The organism is Methanobacteriaceae archaeon (assembly GCA_029219465.1).
Taxonomy (GTDB): Archaea; Methanobacteriota; Methanobacteria; order Methanobacteriales; family Methanobacteriaceae; genus Methanocatella.
In genome coordinates this window covers 452362-468424 of the sequence record JAQXTL010000004.1, presented here as the reverse complement: position 1 = coordinate 468424, position 16063 = coordinate 452362, and the positions used below count along the sequence as shown (strand labels likewise).

At 31.9% G+C, this 16063-nt stretch carries 13 protein-coding genes; 6 read left to right on the top strand and 7 right to left on the bottom strand.

Translation table 11 applies throughout. The features are described from left to right. Positions 1-39: 39 nt before the first annotated feature. Together PUD86_04075 and PUD86_04070 are read left to right on the top strand one after the other, a co-directional pair. Positions 40-996 carry a zinc metalloprotease HtpX gene (locus PUD86_04075; protein MDD6776449.1) on the top strand — a complete coding sequence of 319 codons (957 nt, stop codon included), beginning with the start codon at positions 40-42 and terminating at the stop codon, positions 994-996. Further along, positions 996-1727, top strand: a complete 732-nt coding sequence (locus PUD86_04070; protein ID MDD6776448.1) for a tRNA (adenine-N1)-methyltransferase — start codon at positions 996-998, stop codon at positions 1725-1727. Before PUD86_04075 ends, PUD86_04070 begins: the two co-directional genes overlap by 1 nt. Positions 1728-1887: 160 nt before the next feature. Here PUD86_04070 and leuS read toward each other — a convergent pair whose 3' ends face one another. Together leuS and PUD86_04060 are read right to left on the bottom strand one after the other, a co-directional pair. Continuing rightward, positions 1888-4743: a leucine--tRNA ligase gene (gene leuS, locus PUD86_04065; GenBank protein MDD6776447.1), complete on the bottom strand. Its 2856-nt coding sequence runs from the start codon at positions 4741-4743 to the stop codon at positions 1888-1890. Between the two features lie 10 nt (positions 4744-4753). After that, positions 4754-5563 carry an NAD+ synthase gene (locus tag PUD86_04060; protein MDD6776446.1) on the bottom strand — a complete coding sequence of 270 codons (810 nt, stop codon included), beginning with the start codon at positions 5561-5563 and terminating at the stop codon, positions 4754-4756. 291 nt (positions 5564-5854) lie between these two features. Between PUD86_04060 and PUD86_04055 the strand changes: the two genes are divergently transcribed. Beyond that, positions 5855-6865 (top strand): arsenical pump-driving ATPase GET3, encoded by a 1011-nt coding sequence (locus tag PUD86_04055; protein ID MDD6776445.1) that lies wholly within the window; start codon positions 5855-5857, stop codon positions 6863-6865. A gap of 38 nt (positions 6866-6903) precedes the next feature. Here PUD86_04055 and PUD86_04050 read toward each other — a convergent pair whose 3' ends face one another. The 5 genes from PUD86_04050 to PUD86_04030 form a co-directional block, all read right to left on the bottom strand. After that, a complete protein-coding gene (locus tag PUD86_04050; protein ID MDD6776444.1) occupies positions 6904-7218 on the bottom strand; it encodes a hypothetical protein in 315 nt (104 codons plus the stop codon). Further along, positions 7218-10028 (bottom strand): hypothetical protein, encoded by a 2811-nt coding sequence (locus PUD86_04045; protein ID MDD6776443.1) that lies wholly within the window; start codon positions 10026-10028, stop codon positions 7218-7220. The genes PUD86_04050 and PUD86_04045 overlap by 1 nt, the downstream gene beginning before the upstream one ends. Positions 10029-10156: 128 nt before the next feature. Beyond that, positions 10157-10798, bottom strand: a complete 642-nt coding sequence (locus PUD86_04040) for a cobalt-precorrin-7 (C(5))-methyltransferase (protein MDD6776442.1) — start codon at positions 10796-10798, stop codon at positions 10157-10159. Positions 10799-10831: 33 nt separating this feature from the next. Then, positions 10832-12946: a phage holin family protein gene (locus PUD86_04035; protein ID MDD6776441.1), complete on the bottom strand. Its 2115-nt coding sequence runs from the start codon at positions 12944-12946 to the stop codon at positions 10832-10834. Continuing rightward, positions 12943-13812 carry a metallophosphoesterase gene (locus tag PUD86_04030; protein ID MDD6776440.1) on the bottom strand — a complete coding sequence of 290 codons (870 nt, stop codon included), beginning with the start codon at positions 13810-13812 and terminating at the stop codon, positions 12943-12945. The genes PUD86_04035 and PUD86_04030 overlap by 4 nt, the downstream gene beginning before the upstream one ends. Before the next feature lie 79 nt (positions 13813-13891). On the opposite strand from PUD86_04030, the gene PUD86_04025 reads away from it, so the two are divergent. The 3 genes from PUD86_04025 to PUD86_04015 are packed head-to-tail and all read left to right on the top strand — an operon-like array spanning position 13892 to position 15987. After that, positions 13892-15082 (top strand): redox-regulated ATPase YchF, encoded by a 1191-nt coding sequence (locus PUD86_04025; GenBank protein MDD6776439.1) that lies wholly within the window; start codon positions 13892-13894, stop codon positions 15080-15082. 39 nt (positions 15083-15121) lie between these two features. After that, a complete protein-coding gene (locus PUD86_04020; GenBank protein ID MDD6776438.1) occupies positions 15122-15676 on the top strand; it encodes a DUF6434 domain-containing protein in 555 nt (184 codons plus the stop codon). Next, positions 15673-15987 carry a TIGR04076 family protein gene (locus tag PUD86_04015; GenBank protein MDD6776437.1) on the top strand — a complete coding sequence of 105 codons (315 nt, stop codon included), beginning with the start codon at positions 15673-15675 and terminating at the stop codon, positions 15985-15987. Before PUD86_04020 ends, PUD86_04015 begins: the two co-directional genes overlap by 4 nt. The last annotated feature ends 76 nt before the right edge of the window (positions 15988-16063 follow it).

The window sequence follows — 16063 nt, the reverse complement described above, 5'->3', positions numbered from 1 at the left end:
TTTTGAAACATATGTTTATAAATAATTTAAGGTGTTAATATGAAAAATACATGGAAACTTAAGTTAAGAATGATTCTTACATTTGTTGTAATGTTTTCCATTGTATATTTCCTTATTATGCTCGTAGGATTATATTTGGGCATAGCTAGTTGGAAATTATACTGTGGAGTGAGCTTAATTATTGTATTCTTACAATACTGGTTTGGACCAAGTTTAGTAAAACGTTCAATGCATGTAAGACCACTGTCTGAAGCTGAAGCACCTCACATTCATCAAATGGTTCAAGAATTAGCTGCTGAAGCTGGAATTCCAAAACCTGAAGTAGGTTTATCTGAAATTGCAATTCCAAATGCATTTGCATATGGTAGATCAAGCAGAAGCGGACACATCGCAATTACCCGCCCTATCTTAGGATTACTTGACAGAGATGAGTTAAAAGCAGTTCTTGGTCACGAAATGGGTCATATCAAACACAATGATATGATTGTTACTGCTGCTGTTAGTGTTATTCCAATGATTTGTTACTACATTGCACTATCTTTTATGTTTTCAAGAGACAATGATAATGGTGCAGCAATCATAATCGGTATTCTTGGTTATGTATTCTACATATTAGGTCAATTGTTAGTTTTATTCATCTCAAGAACTCGTGAATACTATGCTGATGCAGCTAGTGTTGAATTTGGAAACCGTCCTGCAGCATTAGCATCTGCACTTTATAAATTATCCTACGGTGCTTCAAACTGCAGTAAAGAAACAATTGATGATGTAAATTCAGGAAGAGCATTCTTTGTAAATGATATTGGTAATGCAGCTAATGATATTCATGATTTCCAACAACTTGACTTTGACGGTGATGGAAAAATATCTGATGAAGAGTTAAGAAGACTTGCAAACTCAGAAATCACAATCTCAAAGAAAAACGGTATTATGGAATTGTTATCTACTCACCCAGATTCATTAAAAAGAGTTAAGAAATTAGCGGAGTTACAATAATGAAGATGATTTTAGATGAACGTGGTAAAAAATACGTCTTAAAACCTGGAGAAGATTTCCAAAGCGATTTGGGAATTGTTTCTGCAGAAGTATTGGACAGTGCAGAAATTGGTGAAGAGGTTAAAAGTCATTTAGACCACACATTTAAAATTATGAAACCTAATATCAATGACTTTATAGATATAATGGATAGAAGATGTTCTATTCTTCTTAAAAAAGATATTGGGTTAGTATTAGCTCATACTGGACTAGGATCTGGATCACGTGTAATTGACGCAGGTACTGGTGCTGGAGCTATTGCTCTTAACTTTGGAAATGTTGTTGGTCCTGATGGTGATGTATTTACCTACGAAATCAGAGAAGACTTTGCACAGGTTGCTCAAAAAAACATTGAAAGATTTGGAATTACTAATATTCATGTTAAAAACAAAAACATTAAGGACGGAATCGATGAAGATAAAATCGATTTGGTCTTTTTAGATTTGCCAAAGCCTTTTGAAATATTTGAAGATGTTATGGACTCTTTAAATGTCGGAGGATGGTTGGCTGTTTATGCACCTTATATTGACCAAGCTGAAATTTCCTATCGTATCGCTAAAAAAGTAGGATTTTACGATATTGAAATTATTGAAATTTTAGAAAGGGGTCTTGAAGTCAGACCTCAAGGTGTAAGACCAAAAACACGTATGGTTGGTCACAGCGGATACATGGTATTTGCAAGAAAATTATAGCTACACTTTTAATTAATTTTGGCTATAATTATTTTACTTTTTTTAAAATTAGTCTTATTTTTATCAATAGCTTTTTTCATTAAATTTAAGTTTAGTATTATTTTTTAATAAATCATGTAGGGTATCTACATTAAAAAAAGAAAAAGTAGGAATAATTAAATTATTCCATAAATATTGCAGGTTTGTAAGGCATAGCGTTTTTAGCCTTGTTTTGTGGGTCGTAGGAATCATCTACGTGGATAATTACTTCGTTTCCACATTCTTCTTTGATGTATTCAAGTGCATCAGATAAAATTTCTTCTTCATTGATTTTACCGATGTATCTTGTCTTGGTTATTTCTTTACCTATTTTTTTAGCTACCATTGCGATTTCTTTTTTATCGTCGTGGAGTTTAGCGCCAATAGCTCTTCCCATGATTTGTCCAATATCTGGTTTTCCAACTTCATCAGCTATTTTGTATAACTCCCATTTCCATTCTGGTGCAAGGTAAATGTGGACTTTTTCTACATCTTCTCCAACCATCTGTTTGATGTGTGCAATATCTTTAATGATGTTTTCTACTAAATCTTCTGATTTTTCAATCTCAGCACTTACGAGCTCATCATCATATTCAGGCCAGCTTGCTTCACTTGCAAATCCAACTCCTCCGTATGTGGACCATAATTCTTCACAGGTGTGAGGAGTAAATGGTGCAAGAAGTCTAATCCAAGCTTCAAGAACAGTGGATAATACATAGATTACTCCAGGGTCTTGTTTGTCAATGATGTGTTTTACTCTGTATAAGTAGTGATCTACATCTTTTTTAAGTAAGAATAATGAATCTTGAAGTGCTTGTCTGGTTTGGAAGATTTCTAATGCTTCAGTTGCATTTTTAATGTGTTGATTAAGTTGACTAATCATCCATAAATCAATGGTTCTTGTTAATTCAACTTCTTCAATGTTGCTTAAGTCTAAAGGTGAACCTTTTACTTCTTCAACTTTTGCTGCAAATTCTCTAAACCATTCAAGTCTTCTTTTGGTTCCAAGAACTTCTTTTTCTCTCCAATCGAAATCTTGCCATGGTTCTGCAGAAGCCATTAAGAAGAGTCTTACAACATCAGCACTGTAATCACGGATTGCATCTTTAAGTAAAACTACGTTTCCTTTTGAGGAAGACATTTTGTTTCCTTCTAAAAGACCCATACCGAATACTACAGTTCCTCTTGGCCATTTTTCTTCAGGATAAATAGCACTGTGGTGGAACATTAAGAAACTTAAGTGGTTACCAACAAGGTCTTTTGCAGATAATCTCCAGTCAAGTGGGTACCAGTAGTTGAATTCATCTTGAATTTCCTGTACTTTTTCACTTGGTACGGTGATTTCTCCTGAATCTTTGTTTAAGAGAACTTTATCAAAGAAAGCAAGGTTTAAATCATCAGGATCCATGTCTCTTAAGTATTTAGCAATTGTGTAGTAAGACATGTAAATTGTAGAGTCACTTAAAGGTTCAATTAACCATTGGTTGTCCCATGGAAGTTTTGTTCCAAGTCCTACTTTTCTAGAACATGCCCAATCGTCTAACCAGTTGAGATAATATTCGAAATTGTTTTTAATTTCTTTTGGAATAACGGTTTCGCCATCAAGAACTTTTAAGGTTTTTTCAGTCCATTCTTCGTTTCCGTATTTCATGAACCATTGGTCGTCCATGATTTTAACAACACAGTTGTTACCACATCTGCAGACTACTGGTCTTTCAGCAAAGTCGTACATGATTGTAGCCATATTGTCGTTGATTAATTTTTCTTTTAACTCTTCACGTGCGAAACGAACTTTCATGCCTCCAAAGTCAGGAATGGAATCGATGATTTTACCTTTACTGTGTTGAGCTTTGTATAACTCATTTGTAGCTTCATGTAATTTTTCATCGTTTTGATCGGTAATTCCAAGTCTTTCAATAATGTCTGCAGCTGGAATTTCTCCATATCCTTTAAGAGTACATACAGGAATAGGATTTACATTTTCAATAATTCCTTCTAAGTTGTATTTAGCTATTAATTCGGAATTGTTTTTTAAGTCTTGAAGAGCAATGTAATCTGCTGGTGCATCTGCAGGTTCGGAAAATACTACTCCACTTCCGTATGATGCACTTACAAAACTAGCTGGGAAAACTGGCAATTCAGCACCGGTAAATGGATTTGTTGCCATTTTTCCAATTAAATCGTTAGGATCAATTTCAGATATGATTTCTAAGTTTTTAATTTGATTTTGCAAATTGTAGTGAGCTTCTTTGGTAACAACCCAGTTTTCACCGTTAGCGTTAACTAAAACGTATTCAACATCAGGATTTAACCAGATGTTTGTTGCTCCAACGATGGTTTCAGGTCTTAAGGTTGCAGTTACAAGGATTTTGTCTCCAATTGGGAATTTAAGTAAAGTTAATTCGTTAACTCCGACTCCTTCACCTTCAAGTAAATCGTGGTCTCCTACAGGGTTGTCACAGTTAGGACAGTATTTAACAGGGTGTTCTCCTCTTTCAACTAATCCTTTTTCATGTAATTGGGTAATTTGCCATTCGATGAATTTTCTGTAGGTTGGGTCAGTAGTTCTGAATTCTCTTCTCCAGTCGATTGAATAACCCATTTCTTCCATTACTTCGTGATATTCAGTTGAGAAGTATTTTACGATGTATTCTGGGTCTTCTAATTCTGGTAATTTTTCTTTAGGAACTCCGTGAACTCTGTGGTATAAATCAAGGGTCCATGGGTCTTTTCTTCTAATCCTGTCTGCGATTCCAATAACTGGAGCACCGGTTACGTGCCATGCCATTGGGAATAATACATTATATCCTTCCATTCTTTTAAATCTTGCATAAACATCAGGTACTGTGTAAGTACGTCCGTGTCCTATATGCATTGCTCCACTTGGGTATGGAAAAGCAACGGTAAGGTATAATTTTTCTCTTTCATCTGGGTTTGATTCAAATATTTTTGCATCTGCCCATTTTTTCTGCCATTTCTTTTCAATATTTTCGCTCACTAAATCACCATTATAATATTGTTTTTTTAGGGCTTTGAGGAACTTTACTTTTGTGTTCGCTCCTAATTTTTTTATTAATAATCATATCAACGTCATCTACTGGAATGCTTAATTTTTCAGCTATTTCAGTATTTTTCATATCTTTTTGAGTGTATAAATAAAGAATTTGGTCAAGTAAATCATAACTCATACCAATTTCTTTTTCATCAGTCTGATCGTTCCATAATCCTGCACGAGGTGGTTTTTCAATAATCTCATGAGGGATTTCAAGAAACTTACTTAATTTAAACACGTCAGTTTTGTATAAGTCTCCAATCGGTTCAATATCACATGCACCGTCTCCATGCTTTGTGAAATAACCAATTAAAATTTCACTTTTGTTTCCGGTTCCGCAAACTAAGTAATTTTTATGATTAGCATAATGATAGATAATTGACATTCTGATTCTAGCTTTTAAGTTTCCAATAGCTAAATCATCATCGTTTATTTGAGTTGCAGATATATACTCATTTAAAATGCTGTCAATACCAATTTCCTTATGATTAATTCCTAATTTTTGAGCTATTTCGATAGCATGAATTTTATCTTCTGTTGGTGTTGTAGTAGATGGCAAACTTACTCCATAAACATTTTCTTTTCCAACAGCTTCACATGCAAGGTATGCTGAAAGGGTTGAATCAATTCCTCCACTCAAACCAATTATGATTCCGTCTGTTTTAGATTCGGATACTTTGGTTTTAATGAAGTCAACAATGTCGTTTTTTGTTTTTTCGAAGTTTAGTTCTGGAATCTCACTAATGTTCTCACCAACTTTTATCATTTATACATTAAATAATATGTGACTATTAATTTATATATTATATTATTATTTTAAGGCGATTTCATTTGAAATGGTACTTTCAATTTTTATGAAAATGGTTGGTGAAAAATAATTTTAAAAAAAGAAGTTAAAACTAGATAAAATTATCTAGTAAACATAAATTGGTTTGTTACAAAGATTTCCTTGGAACCATATGATGGTTAAGTACTTATTAATGACTAAATTTATATACTATTAAACATTAAATTAACATTTAGTTACTAAAAGTAAGTTTATTAAGAGGTAATTTATATGGCATTTAAAGATTATTTTAAGTTTAATAAAGATAAAACCACTTTCATTTTCGTTGGTGGTAAAGGAGGAGTTGGAAAAACTTCTGTTTCTTCTGCAACTGCATTATGGTTAGCAGAACAAGGTAAAAAAACATTAATTGTGTCTACTGACCCTGCACACTCATTAGCTGATTCTCTTGAAGTTCCAATCGGCAGTTATCCTCGTGAAATTAAAACTAATTTATTTGCTGTTGAAATTGATCCTGATGAAGCAATGGCTCAAAAACAAGCACAATTGGAAGCTCAAAAAGCAGCAAATCCTAATGATGGTGGATTATTAGGTATGGATTTCTTATCTGACCAATTAGATATGGCTTCTGCATCTCCTGGTGCTGATGAAGCAGCAGCTTTTGAAATGTTCATGGCTGTAATGAACTCTGATGAATATGATGTTGTAGTATTTGATACTGCACCAACAGGTCACACATTAAGATTATTATCCTTCCCTGAAGTAATGGACTCTTGGGTAGGTAAATTGATGATGCTTAAAACCAAATTAGGTGGAGCAACCAACGCTTTAAAGAAAATAATGCCATTTATGGATGCTGTTGATGATCCTCAAACTTCAGAAGATTTAAAAAGAACTAAAGAGGAAATTGATAAAGCAAAAGCAGTTTTATCTGATCCTGACAGAACCACCTTTAAAATGGTTGTTATTCCTGAAGAAATGTCAATTTACGAATCTGAAAGAGCATTGGAAGCTCTTGGAAAATACGACATTACAGTAGATAGTGTTGTTGTAAATCAAGTAATGCCAGATATTGCTGATTGTGATTTCTGTCATTCAAGACACAAGTTACAACAAAAACGTTTAGCTTTAATTGATCAAAAATTCCCGGACCAACACATTGCTGAAGTACCTTTGTTTAAAGATGAAGTAAAAGGTCAGGAAAAATTATTAAAATTAGCTCACATCTTATATGATGATGCTGACAACGATGAAGTTGTCCAAGAAGCTATTCAACTTTAAAAAATAAAATAAGTTAAAATAAATTATTATTTTAACTTTTAAATCTCTTTTTTTATTTCTAATAATGTGTCTATTAGTTCGCTTACCAATAATATTGCTGTTGAATAAATGAAATGTCCTACAGTTAACGCTTCATAAACTCCAACTGATATTCCCAATATTAATCCAATTTTAACTACAATGTGTAAATTTTTTAGTTTTTGAGGTTCATCACTTAAAAATGCTCTAATACCTGTTAAAAATGCACACACGATAAATAATGAATCCCATAAAGGATAATTATTTGGATAAATGGCCAATAAAAGGAACACAACAATAATTAGTCCCAATATGATTTTATTTTTTATTTCCATCACCCGTTCCAACTTTTATCCCAATATTTCTTAGGCATACTGAATGGTGTCCAGTAATCCTCGCTGAAATACTCATAGGTTTCTTCTTTGGTTAATTGTCTTGTGTTTTTATTACTAATATATATCGCATTTTCCCTATCTAAGCTCATATCACTTTTGATTTTCACTTCAATAAAATCATATCCGCTATTTTTATTTGGAATATTGTAGACTTTTTTTGATTGTAAATATCCTGGTCTTGTAAAGGTTATTTTATCCATTAGTTCATGCCAGTCTTCTTTCTCGGCTATTTCGTTTCTATATGTAGTTCCTGTAGTTTGTATTAATGCCATAGTTGTAATCATGCTCATTCCTAAGGATTTAAGACCACTAAACTCCTTTGAAAATAGTGATGTGGCATAATACAAAAGTCTTGATAGTGGGTGTGTTTTATTAGAAGTGAGGTCCTGTATTTTTGAAATGGTATTTTTAATTCCATTTATGGTATCTTCAACAAGATTACAAAAACCACAGTAATTTTTTGATGTTGGTGATGATGATCCTTTATAAACGGAATTTCTGGCTAAAATTACACTTGCAATTCCACTACTTGTATTCAAAATTATTGCAGATTTTTTATCACTGTCAGAAAAGATGTAAAACATATCATCTATTTGTACCATGCTGAAATTATTGTCCAATATTGACATAAAGACGTTATCAAGGGAATTTTGAATTTTATCAGCATCATTTTCAGTTATTTTCAAAAGAACATATTCTTCAATATTAGGTAAATTAATGGAATTTATTAGTCTAAATAAAGCTGAATTGTTTTCATCTCCACTTACGGTCATTCCCATATCAGAATTTAAGATATTCAAATAAGTATCTTCTAAGTTTATTCCACCTACTATTGTCAATGTTTTGTCTCTTTTCCAATTAACATCAAATTCATTTGAGGATTTATCTGCAAGAACATCTGCAATCCATGCTGTTTCAAGTGATGCCAAATGCATTCCATACATATCCATAACCGCAAATCTATTAATGTAGGTTGCATTTTTAGACATCCAGCTTTCTAACAAATATTTGGTTATCTTTTCATTGATTATGGTGTATGTCTGTAAAACTTCAAAGCCCATATTTGCTCTATAGTTTTCATCAAAACCGTAACTTATTGTTTCTTGTTTTTCAAGCTCTTCAACACCATTAATCTCAAATTTTGTCATTATATCTTCTTTTGGAATGTCTCCTACTATAGAATTACCAAAATAGCTTAGTGTTACAGGAGTTTGAGTTTTTGCAAATTTAATTGAGTCAGTATTATTTCCGGTTATTTCATAATAGCTTTTATAATTAAAATCATAGATGGTTTTTCCATAAAATTTTGCTACACTATATTTTAAACCAGTTTCATCAAAACTCATGGCTTTAAATGTGATTTTGGCAGTTCTAACATCCTTTTCCATATATGTTAATGTTTCACTAAACTGCAGTCCTCTACCTGTATAAAATCCAAATAATTCAGTATTTTGTTTGGTTTTACTTTTATATTCGATTTGAGTAGCATCATTGATTCTTGTGATTATAATTCCGTCTTTTGTAAATTTTGATTTATCCGGATTGATTTGCACGCCAGTTCCATCAAATGGAATTAAAAAGCTATTTTTAGGCTCAAGCACTATAGAATCAATTCCTGAAAACTTTATAGTTGAAAATGTATATGTTTTGTCTTTGATTTGAACATTAAATATCTCGTTTTTAGGCATTTTTATTATACCGTTAAATCCTGTCTTTAGTGTGTATCCTGGATAGTTAAATGCAATTGGTACTGTAACATTAACATAACTTGGAATTATTGTTGTATGGGTAAAACTAGATATTTTAACAGGATTTATCTTAATTTTATTTACATTCTTAAGATTTGAGTAAGCAGTTGTTATCTGGTAGGTTCCAGCTTTTAGGTTAATGTTTAAAGTCACAAGTCCGTTTTTATTTGTTATTTTTGAATATATCTTTCCATTTAAGGTTATTGTAACTTTTTTACTGGCTGCTGCTTTTCCATTACTATTTAGGATCTTAACATTAAATTTTCCAACAGTATTTTCATTAAATGTCAAATCTTTTGTTTCAATTAGTGTTTTTATAGTAATGGTTCTTGTAACACTTTCCAGTGTTTTTGGATTGGTTATTAAAATGGAGTACTTTCCAGGCTTTAGACTTACAGATAACTTTGCAATACCATATGAATTAGTTTTAGGGGTGTATAGCTTATTGTTCAGCTTAAATTTAACTGCGGTGTTTTTCATCATGGCTCCACTTTTTGTGTAAAACGTTGCTTTGTATTGTTCTGTATTTGTATAATATTTTTCGAAATTACTGGATTTTATCGTGCTTTTTATAGTTATTGTGCTTTTTTTAGACTGCTCCTGGTATTTGCTTGTACCTACAAACTTTGTTAGAATGCTGTAAGTTCCACTTTTCAGATTTATGTCCAGATAAGCTACTCCCTTGTCATTGGTTGTTTTTGTGTATTTCTGGTTGTTTATACTAAATTCGACCTTTGATTTTTTTATGGGCTTTTTGTTTTTGTCTTTTACTGTTACTTTGAATTTACTTCCGTCTTTATAATACATTTTTAAATCAGGCGCATCCAGTGTGACTTTTTGCTTTACCTGGCTGACAGCTAATGTATTGGTTGTTGTACTTAATTCCTGGTTTTGGTTTGTTTGGGTTAGTTTGGTTTCATTTTCACTATCTGCTGCACAAACAGTGCCTATTAAAAAAAGAAATATGAAAATGAAACACAGGGTGTTTATTTTTTTATTCATATTATCATCTTTTTTGTTAATTTTTTTGTCAAATCAACGATTAAAGATTGATATATGAATTATATAAGTTTTATTCTTAAAAATAAATGATAAATGTTTTTTAAAATGATTTTTAAGACTAAATTGTCCTAATAAATCACCATAATGCACATATAAGTAAATTCACTTTGAGCTATTTGTTTTAAAGTGGACTCAACAATATTTTCATCTGGATAACTTAATCTCTCACAGACAACAACTTTTCTGTCTTCATCAACGCCATTATCAATTAAAAACTGAGCCATGTCCTTTACTTTTCTTGAAGGAAGAGCAATTGTTGTTTTTCCATTGTTTATAATTGGTAAAATGTCTTCTATGTTTTCTCTTCCGTGGAATGTCATTACATTGGCACTGTCCCATTGAATATGGCATTTTGCAGCTGCAAGCTGTAGAGAACTGATTCCTGGAACAACTTCAATGTTTTCTTTTGGGAAATTTTTTTCTTTGGAAATTCTTAAAACAGTATTTAAAACACCTGAAAATCCAGGATCTCCAGTTGAGAGGATTGATATGGTATTTCCATCACATGCTAATTGAACACCTTCTTCTATTTTATCAAGAAGATTTTTTACATTAAAATCGATTTTATTTTGAACATCATCAAATAATTCAATAGCTCTTGTACTTCCAACAGTGTAATCACTAGTTTTTACAGTGTCAATAGCTTTTTTAGTTAAGTATTCAGAAGCACCAGGGCCAATTCCGACAATAAAAATTTTTCCACTAGCCATACTTTCTTATTTATTTGAAATTATTATTAATGATTACTTTTTTGGATTTAAATTGTTGATTTCTCTTTTTAAGAAATGATGTATTGATGAAGCACCAATTAATTCTCCAGGGTCCTCCCATTCAGACGGATATAAAATGAATGGTTTGGTTTGGTCTCCTCCAAGTCCACCATGGTTTCCAATTAATTCTTCAAATGCACATACTTCTTCTGTTTTCTCGTCATAGAAACTGTTTACCATAATATCTGGCATGTTGTCAAATGAATTTTGTCTTTTAAGGTGTCTTGCAGCATTTTTACCAAATTTAGCTATTGGATTTTCACCTACTACTTTATCATTTTCCAAGTAATAAATTCCGTTTTCTCCAATAACCATTCCACCGTTTGTAAGTGAATTTACCAAGATAAATCCAATTCCTGGATGTTTTACAAGTCCCGGTATCAATTCAGGGAATAACATAACAAGTTCTTCATAGGTTAAGCGTTGTTTCCACTGTGTTAAGTAAATTAATCCAAGATTTCCAGATCCCATTACAATTAATTCTGAATCTTTTGCCTTTTTTGTACTTTGCTGGGTACTTTCATGTCCAGTAATGTATTCTAAGCTATTGGAATATCTTTTTTTCAAATTAAGATATCTTTCGTTTTCAAAAATTATTGCGGGTTTTCTATTTTCCATTCCTCCCCTAACGTTTTGGACATAAGTATTGTCATCAAGAATATCAGTACGTAAACTTCCCATTTTTTGTTTAATGGTTTTAATCTGTTTATTTTCACCAATAATTGCATCTCTAAAGTGGTCAATATTGTATTCATTTTTATAAACCATTATGTCATCAGGAAGTAAGCTTCTAACGTAATTTCCAAGTGTTATTCCATATCTTTGCTTAAATGTTGCACCGTTACTTTGTCCGTGATCAGATAAAATAACGAGTTTATATTCTCTGTCACTCATTTCAATAATTGAATTTATTCTTTGGATTTGCAAGTCAATTTTTCTTAAAACGGGCCATACATCTTCATCCTGAGTTCCTGAGTGGTGAGCAACTTCATCATATCCCATAAAAGTAGAATAAACTGTGTCTGTTTCACCTTTCAATATCTCTGCAGTTAAGATATTTGTTGCAACTTCACGAAGAACAACATTCGCTCCTGCTCTTACTGCAGCATAAACTATTCCACGTCTAAGACGAGGTTTAATATCTTTTACGTAATGTTTGACTTGAGATTTGAGCTCAACCAAAATATCCCATATAAACATTGCAAATATTCTCTGGAAGTTATATGCATCTAAAAATACAGTATTTAAGGTTTCATTGTTGATATTTGTTATTTTTCCTAATCTTGATGAGGTTAATGGTGCACTTTTACTGTCTCCTGAAAACATATTGCTGATACTTATTCCATTAACAAGTAATCCCTCACCGTTACTGATTCTTTTTTCTACTAATGGAGCACCGCTTAATTTCCCAGATACAACAATCTGATTATTATTTTCCTTTTCAACCCATCTGTAAGCTACAATATTTTCATTATTCCCATGTAAAATTCCAGCTTGGCTTGCTCCTGTTTGAGATGATAGGTCTGTTTCCCAGCCTTTTAAATTATGAGTATCATTGTCAATCCAGCTTTTAAGTGTTGGCATTAAGCCTTTATCCATAGCTTTTTTTAGAATATTGATGGAAAGCCCGTCTATTTCAAGCATTATGACTCCAGGATTTTTAGGCTCACTTTCTTTTTTAGGAATATGCTCAATGATTTTATTTAGGTATTTGTCAAATTGATTTGTATTTGTTATATTTGCAACAAGTGTAGTTGCAAGGGATATTACGATTGGAACTTCAATTGCTGCGTAAGGACCAACAGAAACTCCTGGGATAAAAAAACATGCAATGTAGAATATAATCCCGTCAATAAGTATGGTTCCAAGTCCAAATGTCATGACCATAAATTTCATAAAGTATTTTCTAAAAAAAGGCCATAGGAGAGTGTATCCTATGTTCATGGCTATGACAATAAAAAATGCATTGTCCCAATCACCAATTTTAAAATCACCACATAACTGAGTCATTTCTATAATGACTATCATATTCACTATTAAAAATAGTATTAAGTTTGGAGCCGCTTTAATGTAACTGTAGAGATTCATTTTATCAGGATTTCCTGTTTTTTATTTGTTTTTAGAGTAATAATTGTAATTTCAGGCTTACAATTTACTCTTAATCTAAAGGAATTAGTTCCTAATCCTTTACTTGTATATTGTATCATATTTCCTACTTCATATATTCCAACAGGATATTTTCTGGAATTTGGGCCTCTAAATGGTGTTGTTTCAAATTTAGGTATAATGAATTGTCCTCCGTGGGAATGACCTGAAATTTGCAAATCAAATCTGTTAGTTTGAGATGATTGTTTAGCAAAGTCAGGTTCATGAGCAAGCAGAATACTTGGAGTATCTTTTTTCATTTTAGCTAAAACCTTATCTAAATTATCTGCACAAACAGTACAGCTGTCAACACCACATATATTTAAAAATTCACCATCTTTTTCAAGTGTGTAAACGTCATTGCTTAAATCTATGACATTTGAATTGGTAAAGATGTCTCGAACTTTTTTGCTTCCCATCCAATGGTCATGATTTCCCAAAACTCCAAATTTTCCATATTTGGATTCTATTTTTTTAAAGGAGTCCTGCAGGGATTGTTCATATCCTTTGGTGACATAGGAAAAGTAATCTCCAGTCAATGTAACTAAATCAACATTTAGTGTATTTACATAATCTATGAGTTTATCCAAGTATTCTGGATTAATCCATTGTCCTAAATGGATATCTGTCAAGTTTAAAATCCTTAAATTATTAAAATTCCATCCAAGATTGTCAATGGTTATATCAATTTCAACCACCTCAATTTTACTTGAATCGAATTTTTTATCCGGAAGTGAGTATGTTATAGCATCCTGAATTCCCTGACGGATTCTCATAGCGGATGGAGTGTCAATATCTTTTTGTGTCATTAAAATACTATATCATTCTGAAACTATTTATAATTTTAAAAACATAAATTAAGATGTTATAAATTATTAAGTGATTATTATGCTTCAAATTGCAGTTTGTGGAAAACCAAATGTAGGGAAATCCTCTTTTTTTAATTCAGCAACAGCATCTGCTGTGGAAATGGCTAATTATCCATTCACAACAATTGATGCGAACAAAGCTGTTGCTCACGTAATTAAGGATTGTCCATGTAAAGAATTAGAAGTTACCTGTAATCCTCATAATTCAATTTGTATTGATGGAAAAAGATTACTTCCAATAGAATTAATTGATGTTGCAGGACTTGTTCCTGGAGCTCATGAAGGAAAAGGATTAGGTAACAAGTTTTTAGATGATTTAATGCAAGCTAAAGTTTTCATTCATGTTATTGATGCTTCAGGTTCTACTGACCTTGAGGGAAATCCAGTTGATCCTGGAAGTCATGATCCATTAGAAGACATTCAATTTTTGGAAGAAGAAATTGTAATGTGGATGTATGGAATTTTATCAAGAAACTGGGTAAGACTTATTAGAAAAGTTGGTGCTGAGCATTTAGATATTGCAAAAGTATTATTTGACCAGCTATCTGGTACTGGAATAGCAATTGAAGATATTATTGAAGCTAAAAGAACTGTTGATCCTGATTATAATAAATGGGAAGAAGAAGATTTAATTGAATTAACCAGAAATATCTTAAAAATAGCTAAACCGATGATGGTTATTGCAAATAAAGCAGACCTTCCAAATTCTGCTGAAAACATTGAAAGAATTAAAGAAAAATATCCTAATGTAATTGCAACCTCTGCAGAGTCTGAAATTGCTCTTGTTAAAGCAGCAGAAGCAGGTTTAATTTCCTATGTTTCTGGTGATGACCATTTCGAAATCTTAGATGCTGATAAATTAAATCCAAATCAGCTTAAAGCACTTGAATACATTCAAACCAATATCTTAGATAAATATGGAAGTACTGGGGTACAAGATGCTTTAAATTATGGTATTTTCGAATTATTAAACAGAATTGTTGTTTATCCGGTTCAAGATGAACACAAATACACAGACCAAAAAGGCAATGTATTGCCTGATGGTTTCTTAGTTCCAAATGGTGCTACTCCTCGTGAATTAGCTTATATTGTTCACACAGATATCGGTGATAAGTTCATGCACGCTGTTGATGCAAGAAGAAACATGCGTGTTGCAAGTGACTATGAGCTAAAAGACGGAGACATTATTAGTATTATTACAAAAGGATAATTCCTTTTTTCTTTTTTTATTTTAATGGATTAGATTATTATGGTTGAATTAACTTCAGATCTAACTCCTGATGAGTTTAAGCAATATTACTTTTTAAAAGAACAATTAAAGGATTTTTGCAGAAGCAACAATTTAAAAGTCAGTGGTAGCAAACAGGAATTGGAAAACAGAATTATTCATTATTTAGCTACTGGTGAAAAGCTTAGCGAACCATCAAAAAAGTCAGTTAAGTCATCTTCCGGTGAAATTGGCTTAAATGCTAAACTAGGTGAAAATTTCAAATGCAGTGAAGATAAAAGAGCATTCTTTGAAAAAGAAATAGGTAAAGGCTTTAAATTTAAAGTTAATTTCCAAAAATGGATCAAATCAAATCCTGATAAAACCTATGCGGATGCTATTGAAGCTTATTATGATCTTCAAAATTCAAAACAGAAAACTACAATAGGTAAACAATTCCAATACAACCAATACATTAGAGATTTCTTCGAAGATAATGAAGATAGGTCTTTAGATGATGCAATTAAATGTTGGAAGTATAAAAAAAGTCTTAAAGGACACAATCGTTACGAAAAAAGTGATTTGGTGGCATTATGAAAAAAGTAAAAATTACTGTTATGAGAAAAGTCAGACACGATGATTTAATTGAAAAATATGAAAATCCTCTAGAACATGAATGTATTGTTGAAGAAGGTCAGGTTTTCATAGCTAACGGCTGGTTAAAACCGGATGATTTTTGTGACAGTGCTTGGGAGAGTGTTTCTCCATTTGTATTAGCATTATCTAATGGTGCTTCTGATTTTTATGATGGATGGATGAAAAATGAAAAATCTGCAATGATTTCCTGTAATGACGGATTTAGACCTGTGAGTTTTCTTTTAGAAACTCTTGATGAAGATGCAGATTAGATAATTCATAAAGATAATATGAAAAGTAATGCTGATATTTTTGATTTTTTTAAAAAAGAGATAGTCTTTTTTATAT

What these genes read in the sequence shown, in the direction of transcription:
- PUD86_04025 (MDD6776439.1), top strand. Translation starts at nt 13,892, where the DNA reads ATGCTTCAAATTGCAGTTTGTGGAAAACCAAATGTAGGGAAATCCTCT.
- PUD86_04035 (MDD6776441.1), bottom strand. Translation starts at nt 12,946, where the DNA reads ATGAATCTCTACAGTTACATTAAAGCGGCTCCAAACTTAATACTATTT.
- PUD86_04015 (MDD6776437.1), top strand. Translation starts at nt 15,673, where the DNA reads ATGAAAAAAGTAAAAATTACTGTTATGAGAAAAGTCAGACACGATGAT.
- PUD86_04060 (MDD6776446.1), bottom strand. Translation starts at nt 5,563, where the DNA reads ATGATAAAAGTTGGTGAGAACATTAGTGAGATTCCAGAACTAAACTTC.
- PUD86_04055 (MDD6776445.1), top strand. Translation starts at nt 5,855, where the DNA reads ATGGCATTTAAAGATTATTTTAAGTTTAATAAAGATAAAACCACTTTC.
- PUD86_04045 (MDD6776443.1), bottom strand. Translation starts at nt 10,028, where the DNA reads ATGAATAAAAAAATAAACACCCTGTGTTTCATTTTCATATTTCTTTTT.
- PUD86_04050 (MDD6776444.1), bottom strand. Translation starts at nt 7,218, where the DNA reads ATGGAAATAAAAAATAAAATCATATTGGGACTAATTATTGTTGTGTTC.
- PUD86_04075 (MDD6776449.1), top strand. Translation starts at nt 40, where the DNA reads ATGAAAAATACATGGAAACTTAAGTTAAGAATGATTCTTACATTTGTT.
- PUD86_04020 (MDD6776438.1), top strand. Translation starts at nt 15,122, where the DNA reads ATGGTTGAATTAACTTCAGATCTAACTCCTGATGAGTTTAAGCAATAT.
- PUD86_04030 (MDD6776440.1), bottom strand. Translation starts at nt 13,812, where the DNA reads ATGACACAAAAAGATATTGACACTCCATCCGCTATGAGAATCCGTCAG.
- PUD86_04070 (MDD6776448.1), top strand. Translation starts at nt 996, where the DNA reads ATGAAGATGATTTTAGATGAACGTGGTAAAAAATACGTCTTAAAACCT.
- PUD86_04040 (MDD6776442.1), bottom strand. Translation starts at nt 10,798, where the DNA reads ATGGCTAGTGGAAAAATTTTTATTGTCGGAATTGGCCCTGGTGCTTCT.